The following is a 22,303-nucleotide window of genomic DNA, read 5'->3' as shown; positions in this document are numbered from 1 at the left end:
AAGTAGTGACTCGTTGTGAGGCCTACTGAGGTAAAAACTGTGTTCCTATGCTTTTACCTGAAAAAAGTTGTGTCAGTTTGTCTGGGTATCGCCAAGTGGCAACTTCGATTGGTCGTCCAAGGTCGTTAGCGGCTTCTAATGCGGCTTTGACCTTAACGATCATGCCGTCAGTAATGACTTTACCTTTAATAAGGTCATCAGCTTGTTGTTGATTAAGGCTTGGAATGAGGTGACCTTTGCCATCCAAAACACCACTCACATCAGAAAGTAGTACCAATTCAGCATCGAGTGCACCTGCCACAGCCACAGCCGCTTGGTCTGCATTGACGTTCATCAGTTGTCCTTGCTCAGTCAGACCAATGGAACTAATGATTGGCAATGCACCAGCATTAAGGATGGCTTGCAGAACGGTTGAGTCGCCCGGCTCAGCTTTACCTACTGCACCCAATTCAGGGCTCAGCTCGCTGACTTTACATAGACCACCGTCGGCGAGGCTCAAACCAACGGCGTTGATACCGTCTTTAATTGCCTGACCTTGAAGTAATTTATTCGCGGTGCCCGCTAGCGCGCCTGCGATCAAAGGAATTTGATCGTAAGGGGTAACACGTAGCCCTTCTTTCTTAACCGTTTCGAGGTTTAGCTTACTCATCAAATCATCAACAAGGTAACCACCACCGTGAACGATCACGATTGGTCGCTGTGCTTGTTGTTGGTAAGCAGAGATAGCACCAAATAACTTGCTAAGTGTTTCACCACAAGATAGCGCAGCGCCACCTAACTTTATGATTAATGGTTGATTATTAAGGCTCATATCTAGATTTCCTTACACTAACGCAGTTAATGGCGCAAAACCATAACGTAAATTCAAACACTGCATCGCTTGGCTAGATGCACCCTTTAATAAGTTATCAATCGCTGAAACAACGATGATATGTTGACCCTGAACCTTCCAGCCTAAATCGCAGAAAGGTGTCTGTTCTACATCTTGAATTCTTGGCAATGTCTCTTCGAGTAATCTCACAGCCGGCTTACCTTGATAAGCTTGCTCGAAGGCATCTTGTATCTGTTGTTCTGTCACACCGTCAGCCAATTTCATGGTGATGGTCGCTAAAATGCCGCGTTTAAAATTCCCTAGATGCGGAGTGAAAATCACATCACATCCTAAGTGTGCAGCCATTTCAGGTTGATGACGGTGATTGAATACCCCATAAGCTTGTAAGCTCACTTCACAGAAGCTGTTTACCATGCTCGCCTTACGACCTGCTCCGGTTACACCACTGGTTGCGTTAATCACTGGCCATTGGTTTGTATCAAGTAGCTTTGCTTCAACCAAAGGCTTAATCGCTAATTGAGAAGCTGTTGGGTAACAACCGGCTACTGCGACAAGTTGAGCTTCTTTAATTTCTTGCTCGTTCCACTCAGCTAAGCCGTAAGCTGCTTTATCGAGCCACTGTTCATGTTGATGCTCAAAACCGTAGAACTCTTGATAAAAGTTTTCGCCTTTAACTCTAAACGCGCCCGATAGGTCGAATACTTGGCAATCATTCTCAAGAAAGATGGGGGCTAGGTCGTGGCTTACTTCATGCGCAGTTGCTAAGAAAATTACGTCTGATTGCTTTGCCACTTCTTCCGGATTTGTTAAAGGTTGCACTGGCATATCAATCAGGCCAGCTAACTTACCGTGCAGTGCAGCGATAGGTTTACCCGCGTCTACACTATTGGCTGAGACATATAAACCTGATAGCGTGAGCTCAGGGTGTCTGTTTATCATTAGAGCCAGTTCTGCTCCTGTGTAGCCGCTTGCGCCAATGATCGTGGTTTTCAACATCTCAACACATCCATTCCTGAGGTAAGTAACATTTCAAATTTGACTATTCATACTTAATTTTTAGCTTTATTTGATTTCTTATGCATTAAATATGATTTAATATGTGTTTTACCGACTTATGGTTTTCCTGTCAATAGTAGAAGTGAAGATATTATGCAATTACCGAGTTTCCTTGAGGTCTATAAAGGCCTAATTTCAACCGACTCTATTAGCTCTACCGATCCAAGCTGGGATCATGGCAACGAAAAAGTCATCGAGAAAATGGCTCAATGGTTTAAAGACTTGGGCTTTAGTGTAGAGGTCGTAGAAGTCGAACCCGGCAAACATAATATGGTCGCAAAAATGGGTTCTGGAGAAGGTGGCTTACTACTCGCAGGACACAGCGACACCGTGCCATTCGATGAAGGACGTTGGAACTTCGATCCTCATGCACTGACTGAACACAACAATCGCTTCTACGGATTAGGCACAGCCGATATGAAGGGCTTTTTTGCTTTCGTTTATGAAGCAGCTAAGAAAATGGATTGGAACAAACAAGCCAAGCCACTTTATGTACTGGCGACTTGTGATGAAGAAACGACCATGCTGGGTGCTCGCCATTTCACTGAAAACGCCCCATTCAAACCGGACTACTGCATTATTGGTGAGCCAACTAGCCTTGTTCCTATTCGTGGTCATAAAGGCCATGTGGCAAATGCCGTGCGAGTGACGGGTAAATCAGGTCACTCTTCTGATCCGGCATTAGGCGTGAATGCGATAGAAATCATGCATGAGGTGCTATTTGCTTTGATGCAGCTGCGTGACAAGTTGGTTAAAGAATACCACCACCCTGGATTCGCAATCCCAAGTCCAACGCTAAACCTTGGTCATATTCATGGTGGTGACAGTGCCAACCGCATTTGTGGTTGTTGTGAGCTGCATTACGATGTTCGTCCTTTACCAGGAATCAGCTTAGACGGTTTAGATAACATGCTGCGTGGTGCTCTCAAGGAAGTCGAAGCAAAATGGCCAGGTCGAATTGAAATCACGCCATTGCATGAACCGATTCCGGGGTATGAGTGCCAGCACGACCATCCATTTATTGGTGGCATGGAAGCGGTATGTGAGATTGAATCGCAGACCGTGAACTACTGTACTGAGGCTCCTTTCCTTCAAGAATTATGCCCGACCTTAGTGTTAGGTCCAGGCTCAATTGACCAAGCTCACCAACCCGATGAGTTCTTAAGTTTCGATTTTATTGACCCAACGATTGATGTTTTGAGTAAATCCATCCGTAAATATTGCTTCTAGTTATTCGCTACCCATTCGATATATTCCGATAAAAGCCACCCTAAAAAGTGGCTTTTATTCTGTTATCGCTGACACAGCCTGATCTTGTAATTAAATTTCACTTTTTCCCTAAGTTTTGAAAAATTTACTTCTCCCGCATTTTTAAACCTAATAATTGCAAACTTAGAATGCTTTATTTGACTAGATACAGCACTTTTCGCTAGATTGTGTACTTAACAAGGAACAATGGATGTAATTTTTTTACGAGGCAGGATGACAATGAACGAGAAATACGCCGCTCTCAAGAGTAACGTAAGCATGCTGGGACGCTTGCTAGGTAACACAATCCAAGATGCACATGGTGACGTTATCTTAGAGAAAGTGGAGACTATCCGTAAACTTTCCAAATCCGCCCGCGCAGGCAACAAAGCTGACCGTGACAGCCTAGTTGAAGAAATTAAAAACCTGCCGAACGAACAACTCACTCCTGTTGCTCGTGCATTTAACCAATTTCTCAACCTCACTAACATGGCAGAGCAATACCACACGATCTCTCGCCACTGTGAGGAGCATGTTTGTGAACCAGATGTGCTGCAATCTCTATTTTCCAAATTAAATCAAAATGACATCAGCAAGCTAGACGCAGCTCAAGCTGTTCGCGATCTGAACATTGAACTCGTTTTGACCGCTCACCCAACAGAAATTACTCGTCGCACCATGATCAACAAACTGGTTAAGATCAACGAGTGTTTGTCAAAATTAGAATTAAGCGACCTATCACACAAAGAACGTGTGAAAACAGAACGTCGCCTAGAGCAGCTTATCGCTCAAGGTTGGCACTCTGATGTGATTCGTCAGCAACGCCCGACACCACTTGATGAAGCGAAATGGGGCTTTGCGGTTGTAGAAAATTCTCTATGGGAAGCCGTGCCTGATTTCCTACGTGATATGGATGGACGACTCAAAGATTACCTTGGTGAAGGCTTGCCAATCGATGCGCGCCCAGTGCACTTCTCATCTTGGATGGGCGGTGACCGCGATGGTAACCCATTCGTAACGCACACCATCACCAAAGAAGTACTGCGCCTATCTCGCTGGAAAGCCGCTGACCTGTACCTAGGTGACGTGAACGAGCTGATTACCGAACTGTCGATGACAAAGTGTAATGATGCTGTTCGTGAATTGGCTGGCGATGAGCACGAAGCTTACCGTGCAATCCTTAAGAGTCTACGCACTCTGCTGAACAATACGCTAGAAGTGCTTGATGCAAAACTGCACGACGCTGAAGTACCGAAGAAAGAAACACTACAGAACATCGACCAACTTTGGACACCACTTTACGCCTGTTACCAATCGCTGCACGAGTGCGGCATGGGCGTAATTGCTGACGGTTCACTGCTTGATACCCTGCGCCGCCTGAAAGCATTTGGTGTGCACTTGGTTCGTCTCGATGTTCGTCAAGAAAGTACACGTCACTCAGATGTCCTATCTGAACTGACTCGCTACCTAGGCATTGGCGATTACGACCAGTGGAGCGAGCAAGACAAGATTGCTTTCTTAACCAATGAATTAAGCTCAAAACGCCCACTGCTACCGCGCGATTGGGAACCATCTGAACAGGTCAAAGAGGTTTTAGACACCTGTAAGGTCGTTGCTGCTCAACCTCGTGAAGCCTTTGGTGCTTACGTAATCTCTATGGCTCGTACAGCATCGGATGTGCTGGCTGTTCACTTACTGCTACAAGAATGTGGTTGCCCGTACCGTATGGACGTATGTCCATTGTTCGAAACGTTGGACGACTTGAACAACTCAGAAGCCGTAATGAAACAGCTAATGAGTATCGATTTGTACCGTGGCTTTATCCAAAACCACCAAATGGTGATGATCGGATATTCTGACTCAGCGAAAGATGCCGGCGTAATGTCTGCAGGTTGGGCGCAATATGACGCGATGGACAAGCTGGTTAAGGTTTGTGATGAAGAAGGCATTGAACTAACCCTATTCCACGGTCGTGGTGGTACGGTTGGTCGTGGTGGTGCTCCAGCGCATGCTGCCCTTCTTTCTCAGCCACCAAAGAGTTTGAAAGGTGGCTTACGTGTCACTGAGCAAGGCGAAATGATCCGCTTTAAGCTTGGCTTGCCAGATGTTGCAGTAAACAGCTTCAACCTATACGCAAGTGCGATTCTAGAAGCGAATCTTCTTCCGCCACCAGAACCAAAACAAGAATGGCGCGACCTAATGGAAGTGTTGTCTCAAGTATCTTGTGAGGCTTACCGCAATGTGGTTCGTGGCGAAGAAAAGTTTGTTCCTTACTTCCGTCAGGCAACTCCGGAGCTAGAGCTCGGCAAGCTGCCACTCGGTTCTCGTCCTGCAAAGCGTAACCCGAACGGTGGTGTAGAAAGCCTACGTGCTATTCCATGGATCTTCTCTTGGAGCCAGAACCGCTTAGTTCTTCCTGCATGGTTAGGCGCGGGCGAAGCGATTCAATATTCAGTAGATCAAGGCCATCAAGCGCTACTGGAAGAAATGTGTCGTGAATGGCCATTCTTCTCGACTCGTCTTGGTATGTTAGAAATGGTGTACTCGAAGTGCAACATGGAAATTGCCGAGTATTACGACCAGCGTCTTGTTGATAAAGAGCTATTACCACTGGGTGAACTACTGCGTGATCAACTGCAGAAAGACATCAAAGCTGTACTGAATGTCGAGAACAACGAAAACTTGATGCAAAGCGACCCGTGGGGACTTGAATCAATCCGTTTACGTAACATCTACGTTGAGCCACTAAATATGCTTCAAGCTGAACTGCTTTACCGTACTCGGAAGTGTGAAACACCACCAGCGGAGCTAGAAGAAGCGCTAATGGTGACGATTGCAGGTATTGCAGCAGGTATGCGAAATACAGGTTAATTAGTAAACCCTACTATAATCTAGTTAGCATTTACATCTAAAAAAAGAACAAAAGGTCGCCATGTGCGACCTTTTTATTTTGCAGAATAACCTCTATTGAGTTTTTTGTCAGTTTTTCGGGTTATTTTGTCCATGTATTCTACTTTATGCTTATTATTTAGATATACTACTGCTCCGCTGCGGAAACACTCAAAAAAAATAATCTGCAGCAGTTTGACCAATAAACTGGTCGACCTAGGTGATAAACGGCTTTATTAAGGTGACATAACCAACAACGATGTTGGTGCTACTTAAACATAACCAATATAACGTGCCACAAGAAGCACACTTGATGTTTAAGTATTTGTTTACTGTTTACCATTTGGATTTCAGACATGTCATTACCACACGTAATTCTAACCGTTTTAAGTACACGCGATGCTACTGGTTACGATATCACAAAAGAATTCTCAGCAAGCATTGGTTACTTCTGGAAAGCTAGCCATCAACAAGTTTACCGCGAGCTAAATAAAATGGCTCAAAACGACCAGGTAACTTGCGTGCTTGAACCTCAAGAAGGCAAACCGGATCGTAAAGTTTACTCTATCACTGACGCTGGTCGTGGCGCTTTAGGTGCATGGTTTGAACAACCGACAGCACACCCGACAGTTCGTGATGAGTTCTCAGCTAAGCTAATGGCTTGTGCTGTTCAAGCCTCTGACCCGTACCGTGTACAACTTGCTGAACTAGTAGAAGAGTCTCGCAAACTGGTTTCTCACTACAAAGAAATTGAAGCAGCGTACTACGCAACGCCATCAACACTAGACAAACAAGCACGCCTTGAGCGTCTAACGCTTCGTCGTAACCTACTGATCCGTGAAGCATGGATTGTATGGGCTGAAGAAGTACTGCTTGAACTTGGTGCTCTTGCTTAAGCGAAGCTAGAAGCTAGAAGCTAGAAGCTAGAAGCTAGAAGCTAGAAGCTAGAAGCTAGAAGCTAGAAGCTAGAAGCTAGAAGCTAGAAGCTAGAAGCTAGAAGCTAGAAGCTAGAAAAGCAAAAGGCTTGAACTCTTAGAGTTCAAGCTTTTTTTGTATCTGTAGGATTTGAGATTTTATCGCCGACAGCTTTTGCTCGGGAGCCTAAGTCAACTACAGCGCAGCGACTTGTGGGCGAACGCCTAGCGTATGGCAAAGTGCGTAAGTCATTTCTGCACGGTTTAGTGTATAAAAATGAAAATCTTTCACACCTTCACGACTCAACGTACGAACCATATCGATCGCTTGACTAGCACCTACCAATTGACGAGTCGTTGGATCATCATCCAGACCTTCAAACTGCTTCGCCATCCAGCCTGGAACTTTTACGTTGTTCATTGCTGCAAAGCGAGAAGCTTGCTTAAAGTTAGAGACTGGCAAGATGCCTGGTACGATTTCAACGTCGATACCAGCAGCAACACAACGGTCACGAAAACGTAAGTAGCTTTCAACATCGAAAAAGAACTGCGTGATTGCACGGTTAGCTCCGGCATCCACTTTACGCTTTAGATTAATAAGATCAGACTGAGCGCTTTTTGCTTCAGGGTGAACCTCAGGGAAAGCTGCAACTGAAATATCAAAGTCGTGGCGTGATTTAAGCAGCTTTACGAGGTCAGATGCGTACATGTCTGGAGCGCCACCGCCTGCTGGAATATCACCACGTAGCGCAACAATACTTTCAATACCATTTGCCCAATAATCGTCAGCAATTTGAATCAATTCTTCGCGACTAGCGTCAATACACGTTAAATGTGGCGCAGCAACTAAGCCTGTTTGGTTTTTGATTTCTTTAATGATTGAGTGGGTACGATCACGCTCACCGGAGTTTGCACCATAGGTTACCGAGACAAATTTTGGTTGAAGTGTCTTAAGACGGTGAACTGAGTTCCACAGCGTTTCTTCCATCTTTTCGCTGCTTGGTGGAAAAAATTCAAATGACACATTAATGTTGTCAGAAAGCTCAGCAATATTCTGATTTAAAGCGTCGATATGGCCTGCGTGTGTGTATCCCATCTTACTCTCCCTGTGGCAAAAGCAACCACTAAATAATCTCAAATCCTTAGCGACGTTTAGACGTCTATATGTCTCCAGAATGTATTGAATACGATTTAATGTCAACAGATCGATTATGAATTTTTTTCAAGTAGATCGTGAGTAAAACTCAAGTCAGTAAATGAGCCGCAAAGCAAAAATAAGATAGAAAAAAGGCTGAAAAACACATCGTGCTTTCAGCCTTATTTATCTTAGTGAATAGTATGCTATTTACGTATTAAACTAATTGATCTGAGTATTAAACCAACCGATTTGCGTATTAAAACAAGCTCGACATTCTGTTTAAGTCAGATTGGATTGCGCCTGCTGTCACTTCACGACCAGCACCAGGGCCTCGAATAACTAATGGATTATCTTTATACCATTTACTCTCAATCGCAAAGATGTTGTCGCAAGGCAATAAGTTCGCCAGTGCATGCTCTTTCGATAATGCCTCAACACCTACCGTAGCCTTACCATTCTTCTCTAGACGCGCGACGTAACGTAGAACTTTCTGCTGAGAATGTGCTTTTTCCAAACGCTCGGCCAACTCTTCACTCAGCACAGAGGCCTTATCAAAGAAATCATCCACCGATAAACCTTTCAGCTCTTCAGGTACTAGTGATTCTACTTTTACGTTTTCAGGTTCAATATCTAAACCCGATTCACGCGCCAGAATTACCAGCTTACGCATCACGTCTGAGCCATCGAGATCAGCACGAGGATCCGGTTCTGTTAGGCCTTGCTGCCAAGCTAGATCAACCAACTCGCTGAACGGTACCGTGCCATCAAACTGTTGGAACAACCAAGACAGCGTGCCCGAAAAAATACCAGACAGTGCAAGAATATCATCACCGCTTTCACGCAGGTCACGTACCGTGTGGTTAATCGGCAAGCCAGCACCAACGGTCGCGTTGTACAACCAATGACGGCTGATCTTAGCGAAAGCATCTTGCACTTGATGGTAATACTCGCTTGATGCAGAGCCTGCAACCTTGTTCGCCGAGATCAAATGGATGCCTTGTTGTGCGATTTGCAGATATTTTGCTGCAAGCACTGGGCTCGCAGTAACATCAAGAACCACCGCTTCATCGTAACCCTGAATCGAACCTAAGCGCTCTAACCAATCGTTACCATTATTAGCAATCGCTTCATCATCAAAACGCTTACCAACAGACGTCGCATCAATGCCTTGATCGTCGAACCAATAGGTCTGGCTATCAACCACTGCGACCAATTCAAAGTTCATTCCACGACGCTTTTCAAGCTCAGCCTTTTGTTCAGCAAACAGACTTAACCAACTTGAACCAATGTTGCCCTTACCACATAAGGCAATCGCAACACGTTTCTGCGCTTGGAACAATTGAGAATGAATGCCTTTCACTAGGCTTGATGTTTCACTTTTACGAATCACAGCAACCAAGCTTAAGCCTGAGTTCGCTTCTGAGATAAACTCAACCGGTGAGCTCTTTAGTTGCTGGTAGAAGCCGTAGCAATGGTTCGGGTTTTTGGTCACGCCCGCACCCACTGCTGCAATCAGAGAGAAACCTTCTTTAAGTTTGATTTCAGCTTCAATCGCGTGGTCTTGTAGATATTCCAATGCACCACCAGCGATCTCCTCGGTATAAGCAAGACGCAGGCAGTGTTGATCTGGTTCAAGTTCATAAGCAAGCGGCTCTAGTTGAGCACGCTTAAGACCTTCCAACACTTCGCTTTCTAGACGGTCGAAATCATGTCCATGACCAAACGTCAGTTGCACGATAAGAACTTCATCTAAAGAGGTAATGATTTTTGCACCACGACCGGATGCCAATACACGCTCTATCTGTGTAGAACCCGCCTCTGGCTGATAACTGCAACGTAAGCTCAGATCCATAGCACTTTGAGCCACAGGCTGTAGCGTTCGGCTATGAAGCACAGGAGCCGCTAGGCGAGCCAGTTCACTCGCTTCATCAAGGCGAAGCAGAGGCAACAAACACGCATCCGAAACTAAACGAGGATCAGCGCTGTATACACCAGCCACATCACTCCAAATCGTTACGCGTTCAACTTCTGCCAGAGCACCAATCACAGTTGCCGAGTAATCCGAACCGTTGCGGCCGAGCAGCACTGTTTCGCCCTCGCAGTTCTGAGCCATAAAACCAGTAATCACCACACGGCAATGCGTATGCTGAGCCAGAACTTCTTTAATCAGAGAGTAAGAACGTGCGCGATCAACTTCAGGTTGAGCGCCTACTTCTGCACGTAAAAAAGCACGCGCATCTTGAGCGACGGCTTGTAAATCATTTTGGCACAACAAAGCCGCCAATAAGCGTGAAGACCAAACCTCACCGTGCCCAAGCACTTGCGCTTTTTGCGCTTCACTCAAGGGAGCCGTTAACTCGCCTAAGGCGGTAAATTCTTGTTGGATGGTTGCCGTTAGTTGCGCAGCAGATTCACCTTCAAGTAACGTTTCAATCAATTCAAGTTGAAACTGACGAAGGGTTTGCAGACATTCATGAGCAATACGACCATCTTTGTCGAGCGCTTCGACAAACTCGATTAAGCGGTTGGTTGTTTTACCCGCAGCGGATACCACGACCAAATCTGTTGCTGATGAATACTCTCTAAGAATGTTCACTACTCGTAGGTAACATTCAGGGTTCGCTAAACTGCTGCCACCAAATTTATGTAGCTGGCGAAAGGTTGCCATTATTAACCCTCCCCTTCAGCGATAAAGCGTTGTGTTTTTTCAAAGGCTTGTTTGAGATCGTCAATCAGATCTTCGGCATCTTCAAGGCCAACCGAGAGGCGCAATAGTTGCTGAGAAATACCAGCTTCTGCCAATGCTTCTTCACCCATAGCACGGTGAGTCATCGACGCGGGGTGACAAATCAGGCTTTCAACGCCACCCAGAGATTCAGCCAAAGAGAACAACTCTAACTCGCCAACAAAATATTTAAGCGCGTCGAATGAACCCGAAAATTCAAAACTCAACATTGAACCAAAGCCAGACTGCTGTTTCTTCGCGATATCATGACCAGGATGATCAGGTAAGCTTGGGTGATAAATAGTGCCAACCAGATCTTGTTGTTGTAGCGAAGTTAGGATTTCACGAGAACTCTCTTCATGAACACGCATACGAGCACCAAGCGTACGAATACCGCGTAGCGTCATGTAGCTATCAAATGGTGTGCCAGTCGCACCAATGCAGTTGCCCCACCAAGCTAACTCTTCAGCATGCTCTTCTGTTTTAGTAACGACTACGCCACCAATCACATCTGAGTGACCGTTAATGAATTTCGTTGTCGAATGGATAACAAAATCGGCACCTAGCTCTAAAGGCTTTTGGAATACAGGCGTCAAAAATGTGTTATCGACAGCAACCAATGCACCGACTTTTTTCGCTTTACGGCAAGTTTCTGCAATATCGACAACACGAACCAATGGATTCGATGGCGTTTCTAATAAGATCAATTTTGGCTTAAGTGCGATCGCCGCATCCAACGCAACTTGATCCGATTGATCAACAAACAGCACCTTAAAGTCGCCTTTGATCGAACGCGTGTTAAACAGACGGTAAGTACCACCATAACAATCGTGTGGTGCGATAATAAGATCATCGCCACCCAAGAAAGCAGACACCCATAAGTTAAGCGCCGACGTACCACAGTTAGTGACAACTGCACCTTTACCAGATTCTAGTTCAAACAGCGCAGTTTCTAATAAACCACGGTTTGGATTACCAGAACGGGTGTAATCGTACTTTGGTACTTCACCAAAAGCGGGAAAACCGTAGTTAGTCGACAGATAAATAGGTGGAACTACGGCATGATGTTGAGTGTCTGACTCGATGCCAGTACGTACGGCGATGGTTGCTGGCTTCCGGCTGCTCATAGGTGCTTCCTTACAAGTTTGGCGTCTGGGTATCACAGCCGCTTGTGGGGTTTTTGCGGCTGTGTTAGATATATGTTATTCACTTTACTTTCATAAACGTGAGACGTCAACACTTCTAGACGTCTATATGTCTTTGCTTATGGCAGTAAATCCCGCTAAAATCACCACTATTAATTTATTCTAACAACTAAAGTGATGAAGGTACGCAATGGCCGACTGGAATGGTGAATACATAAGCCCATATGCTGAGCATGGAAAGAAAAGCGAACAGGTAAAAAAAATTACAGTTTCTATCCCTCTAAAAGTGTTAAAGGTTCTCACTGACGAGCGCACTCGCCGCCAGATTAATAACCTACGCCATGCAACAAACAGTGAGCTACTGTGCGAAGCCTTTCTACATGCGTACACAGGCCAACCACTGCCAACGGATGAAGACCTTCGTAAAGATCGCCCAGATGATATCCCTGCAGAAGTAAAAGAACTGATGACAGCAATGGGTATCGAATTCGAAGCGTTTGACGAAGAATAACAATAACTCAGTCACTGCCTTCAATATTGATTCGCTATAGCTGAACCCTATTTTTAGCGTCACTCGCTAAGCTTTCTGTAGAAGCTGCCTGTAATTGCGCGGTGAGTAATAGATATAAAAAAACCGACTCCTAGTGAGTCGGTTTTTTATTATTCTTTTTTGCTTCAATAGAGCAACAGCGATAACAAGCTATTAAGCTATTAAGCTATTGAGCTATTGAGCTATTGAGCTATTGAGCTATTAAACCATATAGTTAGCAGGCATCTCAATACGAGCTACGCCAGATTCAACGGCTGCTACCGCTACCGCTTTTGCTACGCAAGGAAGCAGACGTGGGTCCATAGGCTTAGGAATAATGTAACCTTTGCCAAACTCCAGTGCAGTCTCACCCGCAGCGGCGAGTACTTCAGCCGGAACTTCTTCTTTCGCTAGTTCACGAATCGCTTTAACCGCCGCCAACTTCATCTCATCATTGATTTCGCTCGCACGCACATCGAGTGCACCACGGAAAATGAATGGGAAACAAAGTACGTTGTTTACTTGGTTAGGGTAATCACTGCGGCCTGTACCCATAATAAGGTCGGTACGAACTTCGTGAGCAAGCTCAGGCTTGATCTCTGGATCTGGGTTTGAACATGCAAACACTACCGGCTTATCAGCCATCAGCGTTAGTGCTTTAGCTGGTAATAGGTTAGGGCCAGATACACCCAAGAAAAGGTCAGCACCTTCGATAACATCTTCAAGCGTACGTTTATCCGTATTGTTTGCGAACAGCGCTTTGTACTCATTCAAGTCTTCACGACGAGTATGAATCACACCTTTACGGTCCAGCATGTAAATTTTCTCACGCTGAGCGCCACACTTAATCAACAGCTCCATACAAGCAACGGCTGCCGCGCCAGCACCTAAACAAACGATCTTACACTCTTCAAGTTTTTTACCTTGAAGCTCAATTGCGTTCAGCATACCCGCTGCCGTTACAATCGCAGTACCGTGTTGGTCATCGTGGAATACAGGTACATCACAACGCTCAATCAAGCGACGTTCAATCTCAAAACAGTCTGGTGCCTTGATGTCTTCTAGGTTAATACCGCCGAATGTATCCGCGATATTCGCAACCGTATCAACGAACTCATCGATTGTGCGGTGTTTTACTTCAATATCGATAGAATCTAAACCAGCAAAACGCTTAAACAGTAGCGCTTTACCTTCCATTACAGGTTTAGAAGCAATTGGGCCAAGGTTACCTAAGCCAAGAATCGCCGTACCATTAGAGATAACAGCAACCATGTTGCCTTTACCTGTGTACTTGTAAACGTTCTCTACGTTCTGTGCGATCTCTCGAACTGGCTCAGCCACGCCAGGGCTGTATGCGAGTGCTAGGTCTTCTGCAGAATTTGCAGGCTTCGTCAGTGCTACGGCAATTTTGCCTGGAATTGGGAACTCATGGTAATCAAGAGCTTGCTGACGGAATTGTTCTTGAGGCGATAATTCTTGAGAGGATTGATCTTGGCGGCTGTCTTCAGACATAGGTGTAGGTTCCTAGGATATTATTATTTGGGGGATCTTGTTCATGTTAATAGATGTACTTCAAAGTTCCTAGGTGGTTAAAGCCTCTGTCTCATTAAAAAACGAGATTTCACTACTAATAAGACCAGTGAGCAGTTGAAATTACTGTCGCTTGTTGAACTTTCGAGCGGATTTCAATTCGGTATGATTTGATAGGAACGTTGAGAATTAAGCTTAGTCAGTAAGAAAGTATTGGAAAAGGTTAAGAGCAGAATAATATTCATCTTTTCCTCAAACGCCAGGCAACAAAAAAGGACACCGAAGTGTCCTTTTTATGTCTAAATAGCGAGAATTACTTCTTGCTAGAAAGAGCACCGAAACGCTTGTTGAAGCGATCAACACGGCCGCCCGTATCTACGATACGTTGCTTACCAGTGTAGAATGGGTGACATTTGTCACATACGTCTAGGTGAATAGATTCTTTTGCAAGCGTTGAGTTGAACTCAAATGTGTTGCCGCAAGAACAAGTTGCAGTAACTGCTTTGTATTCTGGGTGGATACCAGTTTTCATGGGATAACCTCAAGTAGGCCGTGTCGCTATACGATTCTAAGCCGCACACCACACGTAGTTAAAAAAATAAATAAAGACACCGCTGCATCACTAAATAGAGATAAAGCCATACCTTTAAGGCGCAGTATATTAATGAATCTGTGAGGTAGGATCAACTGATTTGATACATTTTTCACCAATAGTGTCTTTATTTCCTTTATCAGCTGGGATTTAAACGTGCTAACCGCCTTCACGAGCTCGCTAAGCCTACTCAACCAAACTGCTCCTCGAATTTAACTGTCTTATCCTTTAGACTGTTCGCTCTCGTCAACTCAGATAAAGCCGTCTCTTTATGCGTCCAATGATTGCCCGTGTGGCACTGCCTGTTCCACTAGACAAGCAGTTCGATTACAAGATTCCCAACCACCTGTTTCCAATTATTGGCGGTCGAGTCTCTGTGCCATTTGGACGACAAACCTTAACTGGCATCGTCACGGCTCTGGTTAACGAATCGGAATTCGAGTTAGATAAACTCAAGCCCATTAAAGCCTTATTAGATAATCAGCCTGTTTGGCCTGAATCGGTCTACTCACTATTAGTGTGGTGTAGCCAATTTTATCAGTATCCTCTTGGTGAAACCCTTGCTAACGCACTACCGAGCGCCTTAAGAAAAGGCAAAGCCGCTGACTTCGCGACGCTTGTTGAATGGCGACTGACGACATCAGGCAGGGACCAGCTCATGCAAGGTTTTGGTCGCGCAGTCAAACAAGCCAAAGTCATGCAAATGCTTGAACACGGCCCTGTTCCTCATCAAGAGTTCATTGACGAGGAAGTAGGCAGCGCAGTGCTCAAGACGCTGGAAGAAAAAGGTTGGATTGAATCGGTAGAGAAAAAGCCGAAACGCCAGGCATGGCCAGTTGATCTCGAAAACGACCAAGATAAGCCAAAGCTCAATGAAGAGCAGGCTATCGCAATTGCGACAGTAAATAGCCAAACCGATTTTAGCTGCTTTTTATTAGAAGGAGTCACCGGCTCAGGTAAGACCGAAGTCTACCTCAATATGATTAAGCCGATTCTCGACCAAGGTAAACAAGCGTTAGTCTTAGTGCCTGAAATAGGCTTAACACCTCAAACGATTAATCGCTTTAAGCGACGCTTCAATGTGCCAATTGAGGTCATCCACTCTGGTTTAAACGATTCCGAACGACTGAACGCTTGGTTATCGGCTCGCGATAAAATAGCAGGTATTGTCATCGGTACACGCTCGGCGCTGTTCACACCCTTTGCCGATTTGGGCATTATTATTGTCGATGAAGAACATGACGCTTCATATAAACAACAAGATAGCCTGCGTTACCACGCTCGTGATGTCGCGATCATGCGAGCTCATAAAGCTCAGATTCCCGTCGTCCTTGGATCCGCTACTCCCGCTTTTGAAACGCTACACAACGCGCAGATAGGTAAATATAGTCACCTTACCCTCACCTCTCGTGCGGGTGTCGCACTGCCAACTACCAATAAAGTATTGGATGTGAAGGGCGAATATCTAGAAAGCGGTTTGTCGGCCTCTTTGATTGCTGAAATGCAAAGACACCTCAAAGCAGGCAATCAGGTAATGTTGTTTCTCAATCGCCGTGGATTTTCCCCAGCATTGATGTGTCACGATTGTGGTTGGACGGCTGAATGTAAACGCTGTGACGCTTACTACACCTATCACCAATACAGTAACGAGATGCGCTGCCACCATTGTGGATCTCAACAACATATCGTACATAACTGCCAAGGCTGTGGCTCATCCAACTTAGTAACGGTTGGTGTCGGCACTGAACAATTAGAAGCTCAGCTTGGTCAGCTATTTCCAGAATACAAAACGATTCGTATTGACCGCGACAGTACTCGCCGAAAAGGTAGCTTAGAAAGTGCCCTAGAATCGATTCGTAAGGGTGAATTTAAAATTCTAATTGGTACGCAGATGCTTGCGAAAGGTCACCACTTTCCTGACGTGACACTTGTGGCGTTATTGGATGTTGATGCCTCTTTATATAGCAGTGACTTTCGCGCCTCTGAAAGACTGGCGCAGTTATTCACTCAGGTTGCAGGGCGTGCAGGGCGTGCCAGTAAACCAGGTGAGGTTATCTTACAAACTCACCATCCAGAACATGGATTGCTGCAAGCGCTACTGCACAAAGACTATAACCACTTTGCTCAGACAGCTCTGGCCGAACGCAAACAAACGATGTTGCCACCTTATACGTTTATGACGTTGTTCAGAGCGGAAGCCAACGATACGCGCTTGGTTGAAGAATTTTTGCGTCAAGTTCGTCATACATTAGAATCACATCCATTGTTTGACCAATATTGCATGGTGCTAGGTCCAACGCCTGCCCCACTCGCAAAACGTGCAGGTAAATCTCGCTGGCAACTGATATTACAAACACAGACTCGTTCATTAATGCAGAAGCTCTTAATGAGTGCGAAGCCAGCAATTAATCTGTTACCCGCCGCGAAAAAAGTGCGTTGGTCGCTCGATATAGAGCCTCAAGATTTAAGCTAAACCTTACGGGGTTAAAACTAATGATAAGTTTGTTCACAATTATTTCATATTTCTCGTGAGCAACCTCACACTAGTCATGTGATTTTTGTTAATCTAGCCGTAACTTTACACGGATGAAACGAATAAAATATTGCAATAAAAAAAGTGTTAGCAACACTTTCATAATATCTATCCGATTGTATTAATTATTCACGCCTTAGATACTTAGGCAGCAAAGGAACTTAAAAGAGGGTTTAATTTATGGCGACAATGAAGGATGTTGCCCAGCTAGCAGGCGTCTCAACTGCAACGGTATCACGTGCATTGATGAACCCTGAAAAAGTCTCGGTTTCTACTCGTAAACGAGTGGAAGCAGCAGTACTTGAAGCTGGATACTCACCCAATACATTAGCTAGAAATTTACGTCGCAACGAATCAAAAACCATCATCACTATCGTTCCTGATATCTGTGACCCTTATTTCGCCGAGATCATTCGTGGCATCGAAGACGCCGCAGTAGAAAATGATTACCTCGTTCTACTTGGCGACAGTGGTCAACAAAAGAAACGTGAATCATCATTTGTAAACTTAGTCTTCACCAAACAAGCTGATGGCATGTTGCTGCTTGGAACTGATCATCCATTTGATGTCAGCAAACCTGAACAAAAAAATTTACCGCCAATGGTTATGGCCTGTGAATTTGCTCCTGAGCTTGAATTACCTACAGTACACATCGATAACCTAACCTCTGCATTTGAGGCGGTTAACTACCTAGCTCAATTAGGTCATAAGCGTATTGCTCAAATATCTGGGCCCGCGACTGCAACCCTGTGTAAGTTCCGTCAACAAGGTTACCAACAAGCCCTACGCCGCGCTGGAGTATCAATGAACCCTGCTTACAGCACAGTGGGTGATTTTACCTTTGAAGCTGGTGCGAAAGCGGTTCGTCAATTATTGGCACTTCCAGAGCAACCAACCGCGATTTTCTGTCATAACGATGCGATGGCGATTGGTGCAATTCAAGAAGCGAAGAAGTTAGGCTTACGTGTTCCTCAAGATCTATCAATTGTTGGCTTCGATGACATCCAATTCGCTCAATACTGCGATCCACCGCTAACGACGATTTCTCAGCCTCGTTACGAGATTGGACGTCAAGCCATGTTAATGATGCTTGATCTCCTTAAAGGTAACGATGTTCAAGCGGGTTCACGTCTGCTTGAAGCTAAATTGGTGGTTCGAGGCAGTACTGCACCACCACGAATTTAATAGCACAAAATACCGATATCAAGCCGCGGCACATTTTGATGTGCCGCTTCCATTTCTGCACTATTATCCTCACTCAATCTGGATTACCATGAGAGCAGAATCATCAACTATTGAATTGTCTTGTGGCTAATAGAGATTATGTAAAGCGCGGTCGTGGCACAAAAAAAACGACTAAGAAACAAGCCCCTCGCCGTAAACCTTGGCGCAGTGGTCTTTTGGCGATCCTGCTTGCCGGCGGGTTTGGCTACGGACTTTACTTACTGAGTAATGACCCTGAGCCACCAACACCGGCACCAGTGGTTAGTAAACCTAAGCCAAAACCAACCAAAGTAATTCCACCACCTCCTGAAGAGAAGTGGGATTACGTTGAAACGCTGCCAAGCCGCGAGATTGAAGTTAAAGCGAAAGAGCAGCAGATATCAAAGATCCCTTACGTTATGCAGTGTGGTGCTTACAAAACATCTTCACAAGCAGAAGCTCGTAAGTTAGATATTGCCTTCCAAGGTATCTCAAGCGAAATCCGCAAGAAAGATGGCAGCAGCTGGTATCGTGTGGTTCTTGGACCATACAAACTGAAGCGCGATGCCGAGCGAGATCGCCATAAACTGCAACGTGCCAAAATCGAGCCTTGCGCGATTTGGAAAGACACGGACTAATCGCTGTACTTGGAATAACAGTTGCAATAGCAATTCCAATCCCAGTCCCAGTCCCAGTCCCAGTAAAACATCGAAAGCCTCCCATTATGGAGGTTTTCTTTTATCCCCTGCCCCTTTAGCCAAAATTACTTACAACTTCCCCCCCATTAGTTGCGCGACATCACTCGCGGTTCCTTGAATTATCCGTGTGTCATCCTCATATAGCTTTTATACCCAAAGATAAGAATATTTAAGAGGCCCTACTCGTGACTACCATAGTATCTGTACGTCGTAATAATAAAGTCGTCATCGCGGGTGATGGACAAGTATCTCTAGGCAATACTGTAATGAAGGGCAATGCCCGTAAAGTACGTCGCCTATACAACAACAAAGTACTGGCTGGTTTTGCTGGTGGTACTGCTGATGCTTTTACGCTATTCGAAAAATTTGAAAGCAAGCTGCAAATGCACCAAGGCCACCTAACCAAAGCTGCCGTTGAGCTTGCGAAGGAATGGCGTAGTGATCGCGCTCTACGAAAATTAGAAGCTCTACTTGCTGTTGCGGATGAAACAGCTTCACTGATCATCACAGGTAATGGCGATGTTGTTCAGCCTGAAAATGACCTAATTGCGATCGGATCCGGCGGTAACTTTGCGCAAGCTGCTGCAACGGCTCTATTAGAAAATACAGATTTAGATGCTCGTGAAATCGCAGAAAAGTCGCTGAATATTGCTGGCGATATCTGTGTGTTCACCAACCATCATCACACTGTTGAAGAACTAGAAAGCACCGTTGAATTACCAAAACCAGAGTAACCTTCAACGGATCAATTGCGCGCTACTAACAGTGATAAAAGAATTAAGGAAATACCATGTCTGAGATGACTCCTCGCGAAATCGTTCACGAACTGAATCGCCATATTATTGGCCAAGACAACGCAAAACGTTCAGTTGCTATCGCACTGCGTAACCGTTGGCGCCGTATGCAGCTTGAAGAAAGCTTGCGTGTTGAAGTATCACCAAAAAATATCCTAATGATCGGCCCAACGGGTGTAGGTAAAACTGAAATTGCTCGCCGCTTAGCAAAGCTTGCTAATGCGCCGTTCATTAAAGTAGAAGCGACTAAGTTCACCGAAGTTGGCTACGTTGGTAAAGAAGTTGAGACCATCATTCGTGATCTTACGGATGTCGCGATCAAAATGACACACCAACAAGCGATGGAAAAAGTACAATACCGCGCTGAAGAACAAGCTGAAGAGCGTATTCTTGATGCTCTTTTACCGCCAGCACGTGATGCTTGGGGTCAAAATGAGCAATCAACTGAAGAGACTACCTCTTCAAACACTCGCCAAATTTTCCGTAAGAAACTACGTGAAGGTAAGCTAGACGACAAAGAAATCGAAATCGATGTCGCTGCACCGCAAATGGGCGTTGAAATCATGTCACCTCCAGGCATGGAAGAGATGACCAACCAGCTACAAGGCATGTTCCAAAACCTAGCTGGCGACACCAAGAAAAAGCGCAAGATGAAAATCAAAGACGCATTCAAAGCACTGACGGAAGAAGAAGCTTCGAAGCTTGTGAACCAAGAAGAGCTAAAAGAGAGCGCGATTTTCAACGCTGAAAATAACGGCATTGTATTCATCGATGAGATCGACAAAATCTGTAAGCGTGGCGACAGTTCAGGTCCAGATGTATCTCGTGAAGGTGTTCAACGTGACTTACTGCCTCTAATTGAAGGCAGCACAGTATCGACTAAGCACGGTATGGTAAAAACTGATCACATCTTGTTTATCACATCAGGTGCATTCCAAGTGGCTAGGCCATCAGACTTAATCCCTGAACTACAGGGCCGTCTGCCTATCCGCGTAGAACTTGAAGCGCTTTCAGCACATGACTTTAAACGTATCCTAACTGAGCCAAAAGCATCTCTAACAGAGCAATACATTGCCCTGATGAAAACAGAAGATGTGAACATTGAGTTCACTGAAGATGGCATCAACCAAATCGCTGACGCTGCATGGCGTGTTAACGAAACCACTGAGAACATCGGTGCGCGTCGTCTACACACAGTAATGGAGCGCCTAATGGATGAGATTTCATTCGACGCAACAGACAGAGCAGGCAGCAAATTGGTGATTGATGAAGCTTATGTAATATCTAAGCTTGGCGAGCTCGTAGAAGACGAAGACCTAAGTCGCTTCATCCTGTAGCACAGGAAACTCCAACTTATTGCTCTATCTCAAAGAAATAGCAGCTAATAAGCGAATTCAAGGCCCACTTTCGAGTGGGCTTTTTATTACCCGAAAAATGGGCGTATACTCAAATCACAGTTTGAAACGAAGACTTACAAAGAAATAGACCTACGATGAAACAATCTCTACTGATTTGGCTTGATGCCGCACGACCGAAAACTCTGCCTCTCGCACTCGTCTCTATTCTTACAGGAAGTAGTTTAGCGTTCGCCAGCGATCAGTTTTCTCTATCGATAGCACTATTGGCGTTTTTAACGGCCACCCTATTACAGATTTTGTCGAACCTAGCGAATGACTATGGCGATGCGGTTAAAGGCACAGACAATGAAAACCGTCTAGGGCCAACGCGCGCAATGCAGTCTGGCGTAGTGACAGCTAAAACCATGAAGCAAGCGATCATCCTCAACATCGTATTTACCGTGTTAGCTGGGCTGATTCTGATTTTCCATGCGTTGAGCTCAATTGAAAGCATTCTATCTTTCATCGCACTCGGCGTATTAGCAATTGTCGCGGCTATTGCATACACCGTGGGCAACAAACCTTATGGTTATATTGGCCTTGGTGACTTATCTGTCTTTATCTTCTTTGGCCTACTCGGTGTATCCGGTACTTACTTTTTACACACTGGCCATGTTGAACCAAGCTTATTCCTTCCAGCACTAGGCTGTGGACTAATGGCGGTTGCCGTTCTCAACATCAACAACATGCGTGATATTGAAAACGACAGCGAATGTGGTAAGCGCACCATGGCGGTTCGCCTAGGCCAACGTAAAGCCAAGCACTATCATTTTGCTCTGCTTGGCCTTGCCCTTGCCTCTTTCGCTCTATACCTGCTCATTCAAGAGAAACCGGTCTGGATCAGCCTGCCGTTTTTGCTCAGTATTATTATTGTCTACAAGCATGGCAAGGCCGTTTGGGAAACAGAGAAACCTGCACAGATCGCGCCAATGATGCCTGTTATTGTTAAATGCTCACTGGTCACTAACCTATTGTTTGCAGGGGTTGTCGTAGCTCAAACTCTATTGAGTTAATTGAGACTAATCATTGCAAAGGGATCAAGCACCGATATACTCAAACTAAGCTCATTGTTCAAAAGGT

At 45.1% G+C, this 22,303-nt stretch carries 17 protein-coding genes; 10 read left to right on the top strand and 7 right to left on the bottom strand.

The window, feature by feature from the left end; all coding sequences use genetic code 11:
* Positions 1 to 22: 22 nt before the first annotated feature.
* Both argB and argC read right to left on the bottom strand, forming a co-directional pair.
* Positions 23 to 811 (bottom strand): acetylglutamate kinase, encoded by a 789-nt coding sequence (gene argB / locus OCV36_RS01165; protein WP_135457714.1) that lies wholly within the window; start codon positions 809 to 811, stop codon positions 23 to 25.
* 12 nt (positions 812 to 823) lie between these two features.
* Positions 824 to 1,828 carry an N-acetyl-gamma-glutamyl-phosphate reductase gene (gene argC, locus OCV36_RS01160; RefSeq protein ID WP_102553496.1) on the bottom strand — a complete coding sequence of 335 codons (1,005 nt, stop codon included), beginning with the start codon at positions 1,826 to 1,828 and terminating at the stop codon, positions 824 to 826.
* 153 nt (positions 1,829 to 1,981) lie between these two features.
* Here argC and argE point away from each other — a divergent pair, with 153 nt between their 5' ends.
* From argE to OCV36_RS01145, 3 genes are all read left to right on the top strand, one after another.
* Entirely contained in the window at positions 1,982 to 3,118 is a 1,137-nt protein-coding gene (gene argE / locus OCV36_RS01155) for an acetylornithine deacetylase (RefSeq protein WP_102553497.1), read from the top strand.
* A gap of 252 nt (positions 3,119 to 3,370) precedes the next feature.
* Positions 3,371 to 6,007 (top strand): phosphoenolpyruvate carboxylase, encoded by a 2,637-nt coding sequence (ppc, locus tag OCV36_RS01150; RefSeq protein WP_017073720.1) that lies wholly within the window; start codon positions 3,371 to 3,373, stop codon positions 6,005 to 6,007.
* A gap of 374 nt (positions 6,008 to 6,381) precedes the next feature.
* A complete protein-coding gene (locus OCV36_RS01145) occupies positions 6,382 to 6,921 on the top strand; it encodes a PadR family transcriptional regulator (RefSeq protein WP_017073721.1) in 540 nt (179 codons plus the stop codon).
* A gap of 214 nt (positions 6,922 to 7,135) precedes the next feature.
* Here OCV36_RS01145 and metF read toward each other — a convergent pair whose 3' ends face one another.
* From metF to OCV36_RS01130, 3 genes are all read right to left on the bottom strand, one after another.
* Positions 7,136 to 8,035: a methylenetetrahydrofolate reductase gene (gene metF / locus OCV36_RS01140; protein WP_029224881.1), complete on the bottom strand. Its 900-nt coding sequence runs from the start codon at positions 8,033 to 8,035 to the stop codon at positions 7,136 to 7,138.
* Between the two features lie 298 nt (positions 8,036 to 8,333).
* Positions 8,334 to 10,745, bottom strand: a complete 2,412-nt coding sequence (locus OCV36_RS01135; RefSeq protein ID WP_135457712.1) for a bifunctional aspartate kinase/homoserine dehydrogenase II — start codon at positions 10,743 to 10,745, stop codon at positions 8,334 to 8,336.
* Positions 10,746 to 10,747: 2 nt separating this feature from the next.
* On the bottom strand, positions 10,748 to 11,929 hold the full coding sequence (locus tag OCV36_RS01130) for an O-succinylhomoserine (thiol)-lyase (RefSeq protein WP_135457710.1): 1,182 nt from the start codon (positions 11,927 to 11,929) through the stop codon (positions 10,748 to 10,750).
* 208 nt (positions 11,930 to 12,137) lie between these two features.
* Here OCV36_RS01130 and metJ point away from each other — a divergent pair, with 208 nt between their 5' ends.
* On the top strand, positions 12,138 to 12,458 hold the full coding sequence (gene metJ, locus OCV36_RS01125; RefSeq protein WP_010435330.1) for a met regulon transcriptional regulator MetJ: 321 nt from the start codon (positions 12,138 to 12,140) through the stop codon (positions 12,456 to 12,458).
* A gap of 240 nt (positions 12,459 to 12,698) precedes the next feature.
* On the opposite strand, the gene OCV36_RS01120 is transcribed toward metJ, so the two are convergent.
* Together OCV36_RS01120 and rpmE are read right to left on the bottom strand one after the other, a co-directional pair.
* Entirely contained in the window at positions 12,699 to 13,988 is a 1,290-nt protein-coding gene (locus tag OCV36_RS01120) for a malic enzyme-like NAD(P)-binding protein (protein WP_135457708.1), read from the bottom strand.
* Between the two features lie 331 nt (positions 13,989 to 14,319).
* Positions 14,320 to 14,538, bottom strand: coding sequence for a 50S ribosomal protein L31 (gene rpmE, locus OCV36_RS01115; RefSeq protein ID WP_017073726.1), 219 nt, complete (start codon positions 14,536 to 14,538; stop codon positions 14,320 to 14,322).
* Between the two features lie 331 nt (positions 14,539 to 14,869).
* Here rpmE and priA point away from each other — a divergent pair, with 331 nt between their 5' ends.
* From priA to OCV36_RS01085, 6 genes are all read left to right on the top strand, one after another.
* The gene (gene priA, locus OCV36_RS01110; protein ID WP_135457706.1) at positions 14,870 to 17,071 is read left to right on the top strand and encodes a primosomal protein N'; all 2,202 of its coding nucleotides are present in this window, start codon (positions 14,870 to 14,872) and stop codon (positions 17,069 to 17,071) included.
* A gap of 240 nt (positions 17,072 to 17,311) precedes the next feature.
* The gene (gene cytR / locus OCV36_RS01105; protein WP_017073728.1) at positions 17,312 to 18,316 is read left to right on the top strand and encodes a DNA-binding transcriptional regulator CytR; all 1,005 of its coding nucleotides are present in this window, start codon (positions 17,312 to 17,314) and stop codon (positions 18,314 to 18,316) included.
* Between the two features lie 122 nt (positions 18,317 to 18,438).
* Positions 18,439 to 18,972, top strand: a complete 534-nt coding sequence (locus tag OCV36_RS01100; protein WP_029224883.1) for an SPOR domain-containing protein — start codon at positions 18,439 to 18,441, stop codon at positions 18,970 to 18,972.
* A 245-nt stretch (positions 18,973 to 19,217) separates the two neighbouring features.
* Positions 19,218 to 19,766: an ATP-dependent protease subunit HslV gene (hslV, locus tag OCV36_RS01095; RefSeq protein WP_017073730.1), complete on the top strand. Its 549-nt coding sequence runs from the start codon at positions 19,218 to 19,220 to the stop codon at positions 19,764 to 19,766.
* Positions 19,767 to 19,822: 56 nt separating this feature from the next.
* Positions 19,823 to 21,163 carry an HslU--HslV peptidase ATPase subunit gene (hslU, locus tag OCV36_RS01090; protein ID WP_017073731.1) on the top strand — a complete coding sequence of 447 codons (1,341 nt, stop codon included), beginning with the start codon at positions 19,823 to 19,825 and terminating at the stop codon, positions 21,161 to 21,163.
* A gap of 155 nt (positions 21,164 to 21,318) precedes the next feature.
* Complete coding sequence (locus tag OCV36_RS01085; RefSeq protein WP_017073732.1) at positions 21,319 to 22,236, top strand: 1,4-dihydroxy-2-naphthoate polyprenyltransferase; 918 nt, start codon at positions 21,319 to 21,321, stop codon at positions 22,234 to 22,236.
* Positions 22,237 to 22,303 lie beyond the last annotated feature (67 nt).

The organism is Vibrio echinoideorum (assembly GCF_024347455.1).
In the GTDB taxonomy this organism is placed as follows: domain Bacteria; phylum Pseudomonadota; class Gammaproteobacteria; order Enterobacterales; family Vibrionaceae; genus Vibrio; species Vibrio echinoideorum.
Note: the sequence above shows the minus strand (reverse complement) of the source record. Positions and strands in the feature narration are given on the sequence as shown.

Excerpts from the sequence above, each read along its gene's own strand:
- argB (WP_135457714.1), bottom strand. The coding sequence starts at position 811 with ATGAGCCTTAATAATCAACCATTAATCATAAAGTTAGGTGGCGCTGCG.
- argC (WP_102553496.1), bottom strand. The coding sequence starts at position 1,828 with ATGTTGAAAACCACGATCATTGGCGCAAGCGGCTACACAGGAGCAGAA.
- argE (WP_102553497.1), top strand. The coding sequence starts at position 1,982 with ATGCAATTACCGAGTTTCCTTGAGGTCTATAAAGGCCTAATTTCAACC.
- ppc (WP_017073720.1), top strand. The coding sequence starts at position 3,371 with ATGACAATGAACGAGAAATACGCCGCTCTCAAGAGTAACGTAAGCATG.
- OCV36_RS01145 (WP_017073721.1), top strand. The coding sequence starts at position 6,382 with ATGTCATTACCACACGTAATTCTAACCGTTTTAAGTACACGCGATGCT.
- metF (WP_029224881.1), bottom strand. The coding sequence starts at position 8,035 with ATGGGATACACACACGCAGGCCATATCGACGCTTTAAATCAGAATATT.
- OCV36_RS01135 (WP_135457712.1), bottom strand. The coding sequence starts at position 10,745 with ATGGCAACCTTTCGCCAGCTACATAAATTTGGTGGCAGCAGTTTAGCG.
- OCV36_RS01130 (WP_135457710.1), bottom strand. The coding sequence starts at position 11,929 with ATGAGCAGCCGGAAGCCAGCAACCATCGCCGTACGTACTGGCATCGAG.
- metJ (WP_010435330.1), top strand. The coding sequence starts at position 12,138 with ATGGCCGACTGGAATGGTGAATACATAAGCCCATATGCTGAGCATGGA.
- OCV36_RS01120 (WP_135457708.1), bottom strand. The coding sequence starts at position 13,988 with ATGTCTGAAGACAGCCGCCAAGATCAATCCTCTCAAGAATTATCGCCT.
- rpmE (WP_017073726.1), bottom strand. The coding sequence starts at position 14,538 with ATGAAAACTGGTATCCACCCAGAATACAAAGCAGTTACTGCAACTTGT.
- priA (WP_135457706.1), top strand. The coding sequence starts at position 14,870 with ATGCGTCCAATGATTGCCCGTGTGGCACTGCCTGTTCCACTAGACAAG.
- cytR (WP_017073728.1), top strand. The coding sequence starts at position 17,312 with ATGGCGACAATGAAGGATGTTGCCCAGCTAGCAGGCGTCTCAACTGCA.
- hslU (WP_017073731.1), top strand. The coding sequence starts at position 19,823 with ATGTCTGAGATGACTCCTCGCGAAATCGTTCACGAACTGAATCGCCAT.
- OCV36_RS01085 (WP_017073732.1), top strand. The coding sequence starts at position 21,319 with ATGAAACAATCTCTACTGATTTGGCTTGATGCCGCACGACCGAAAACT.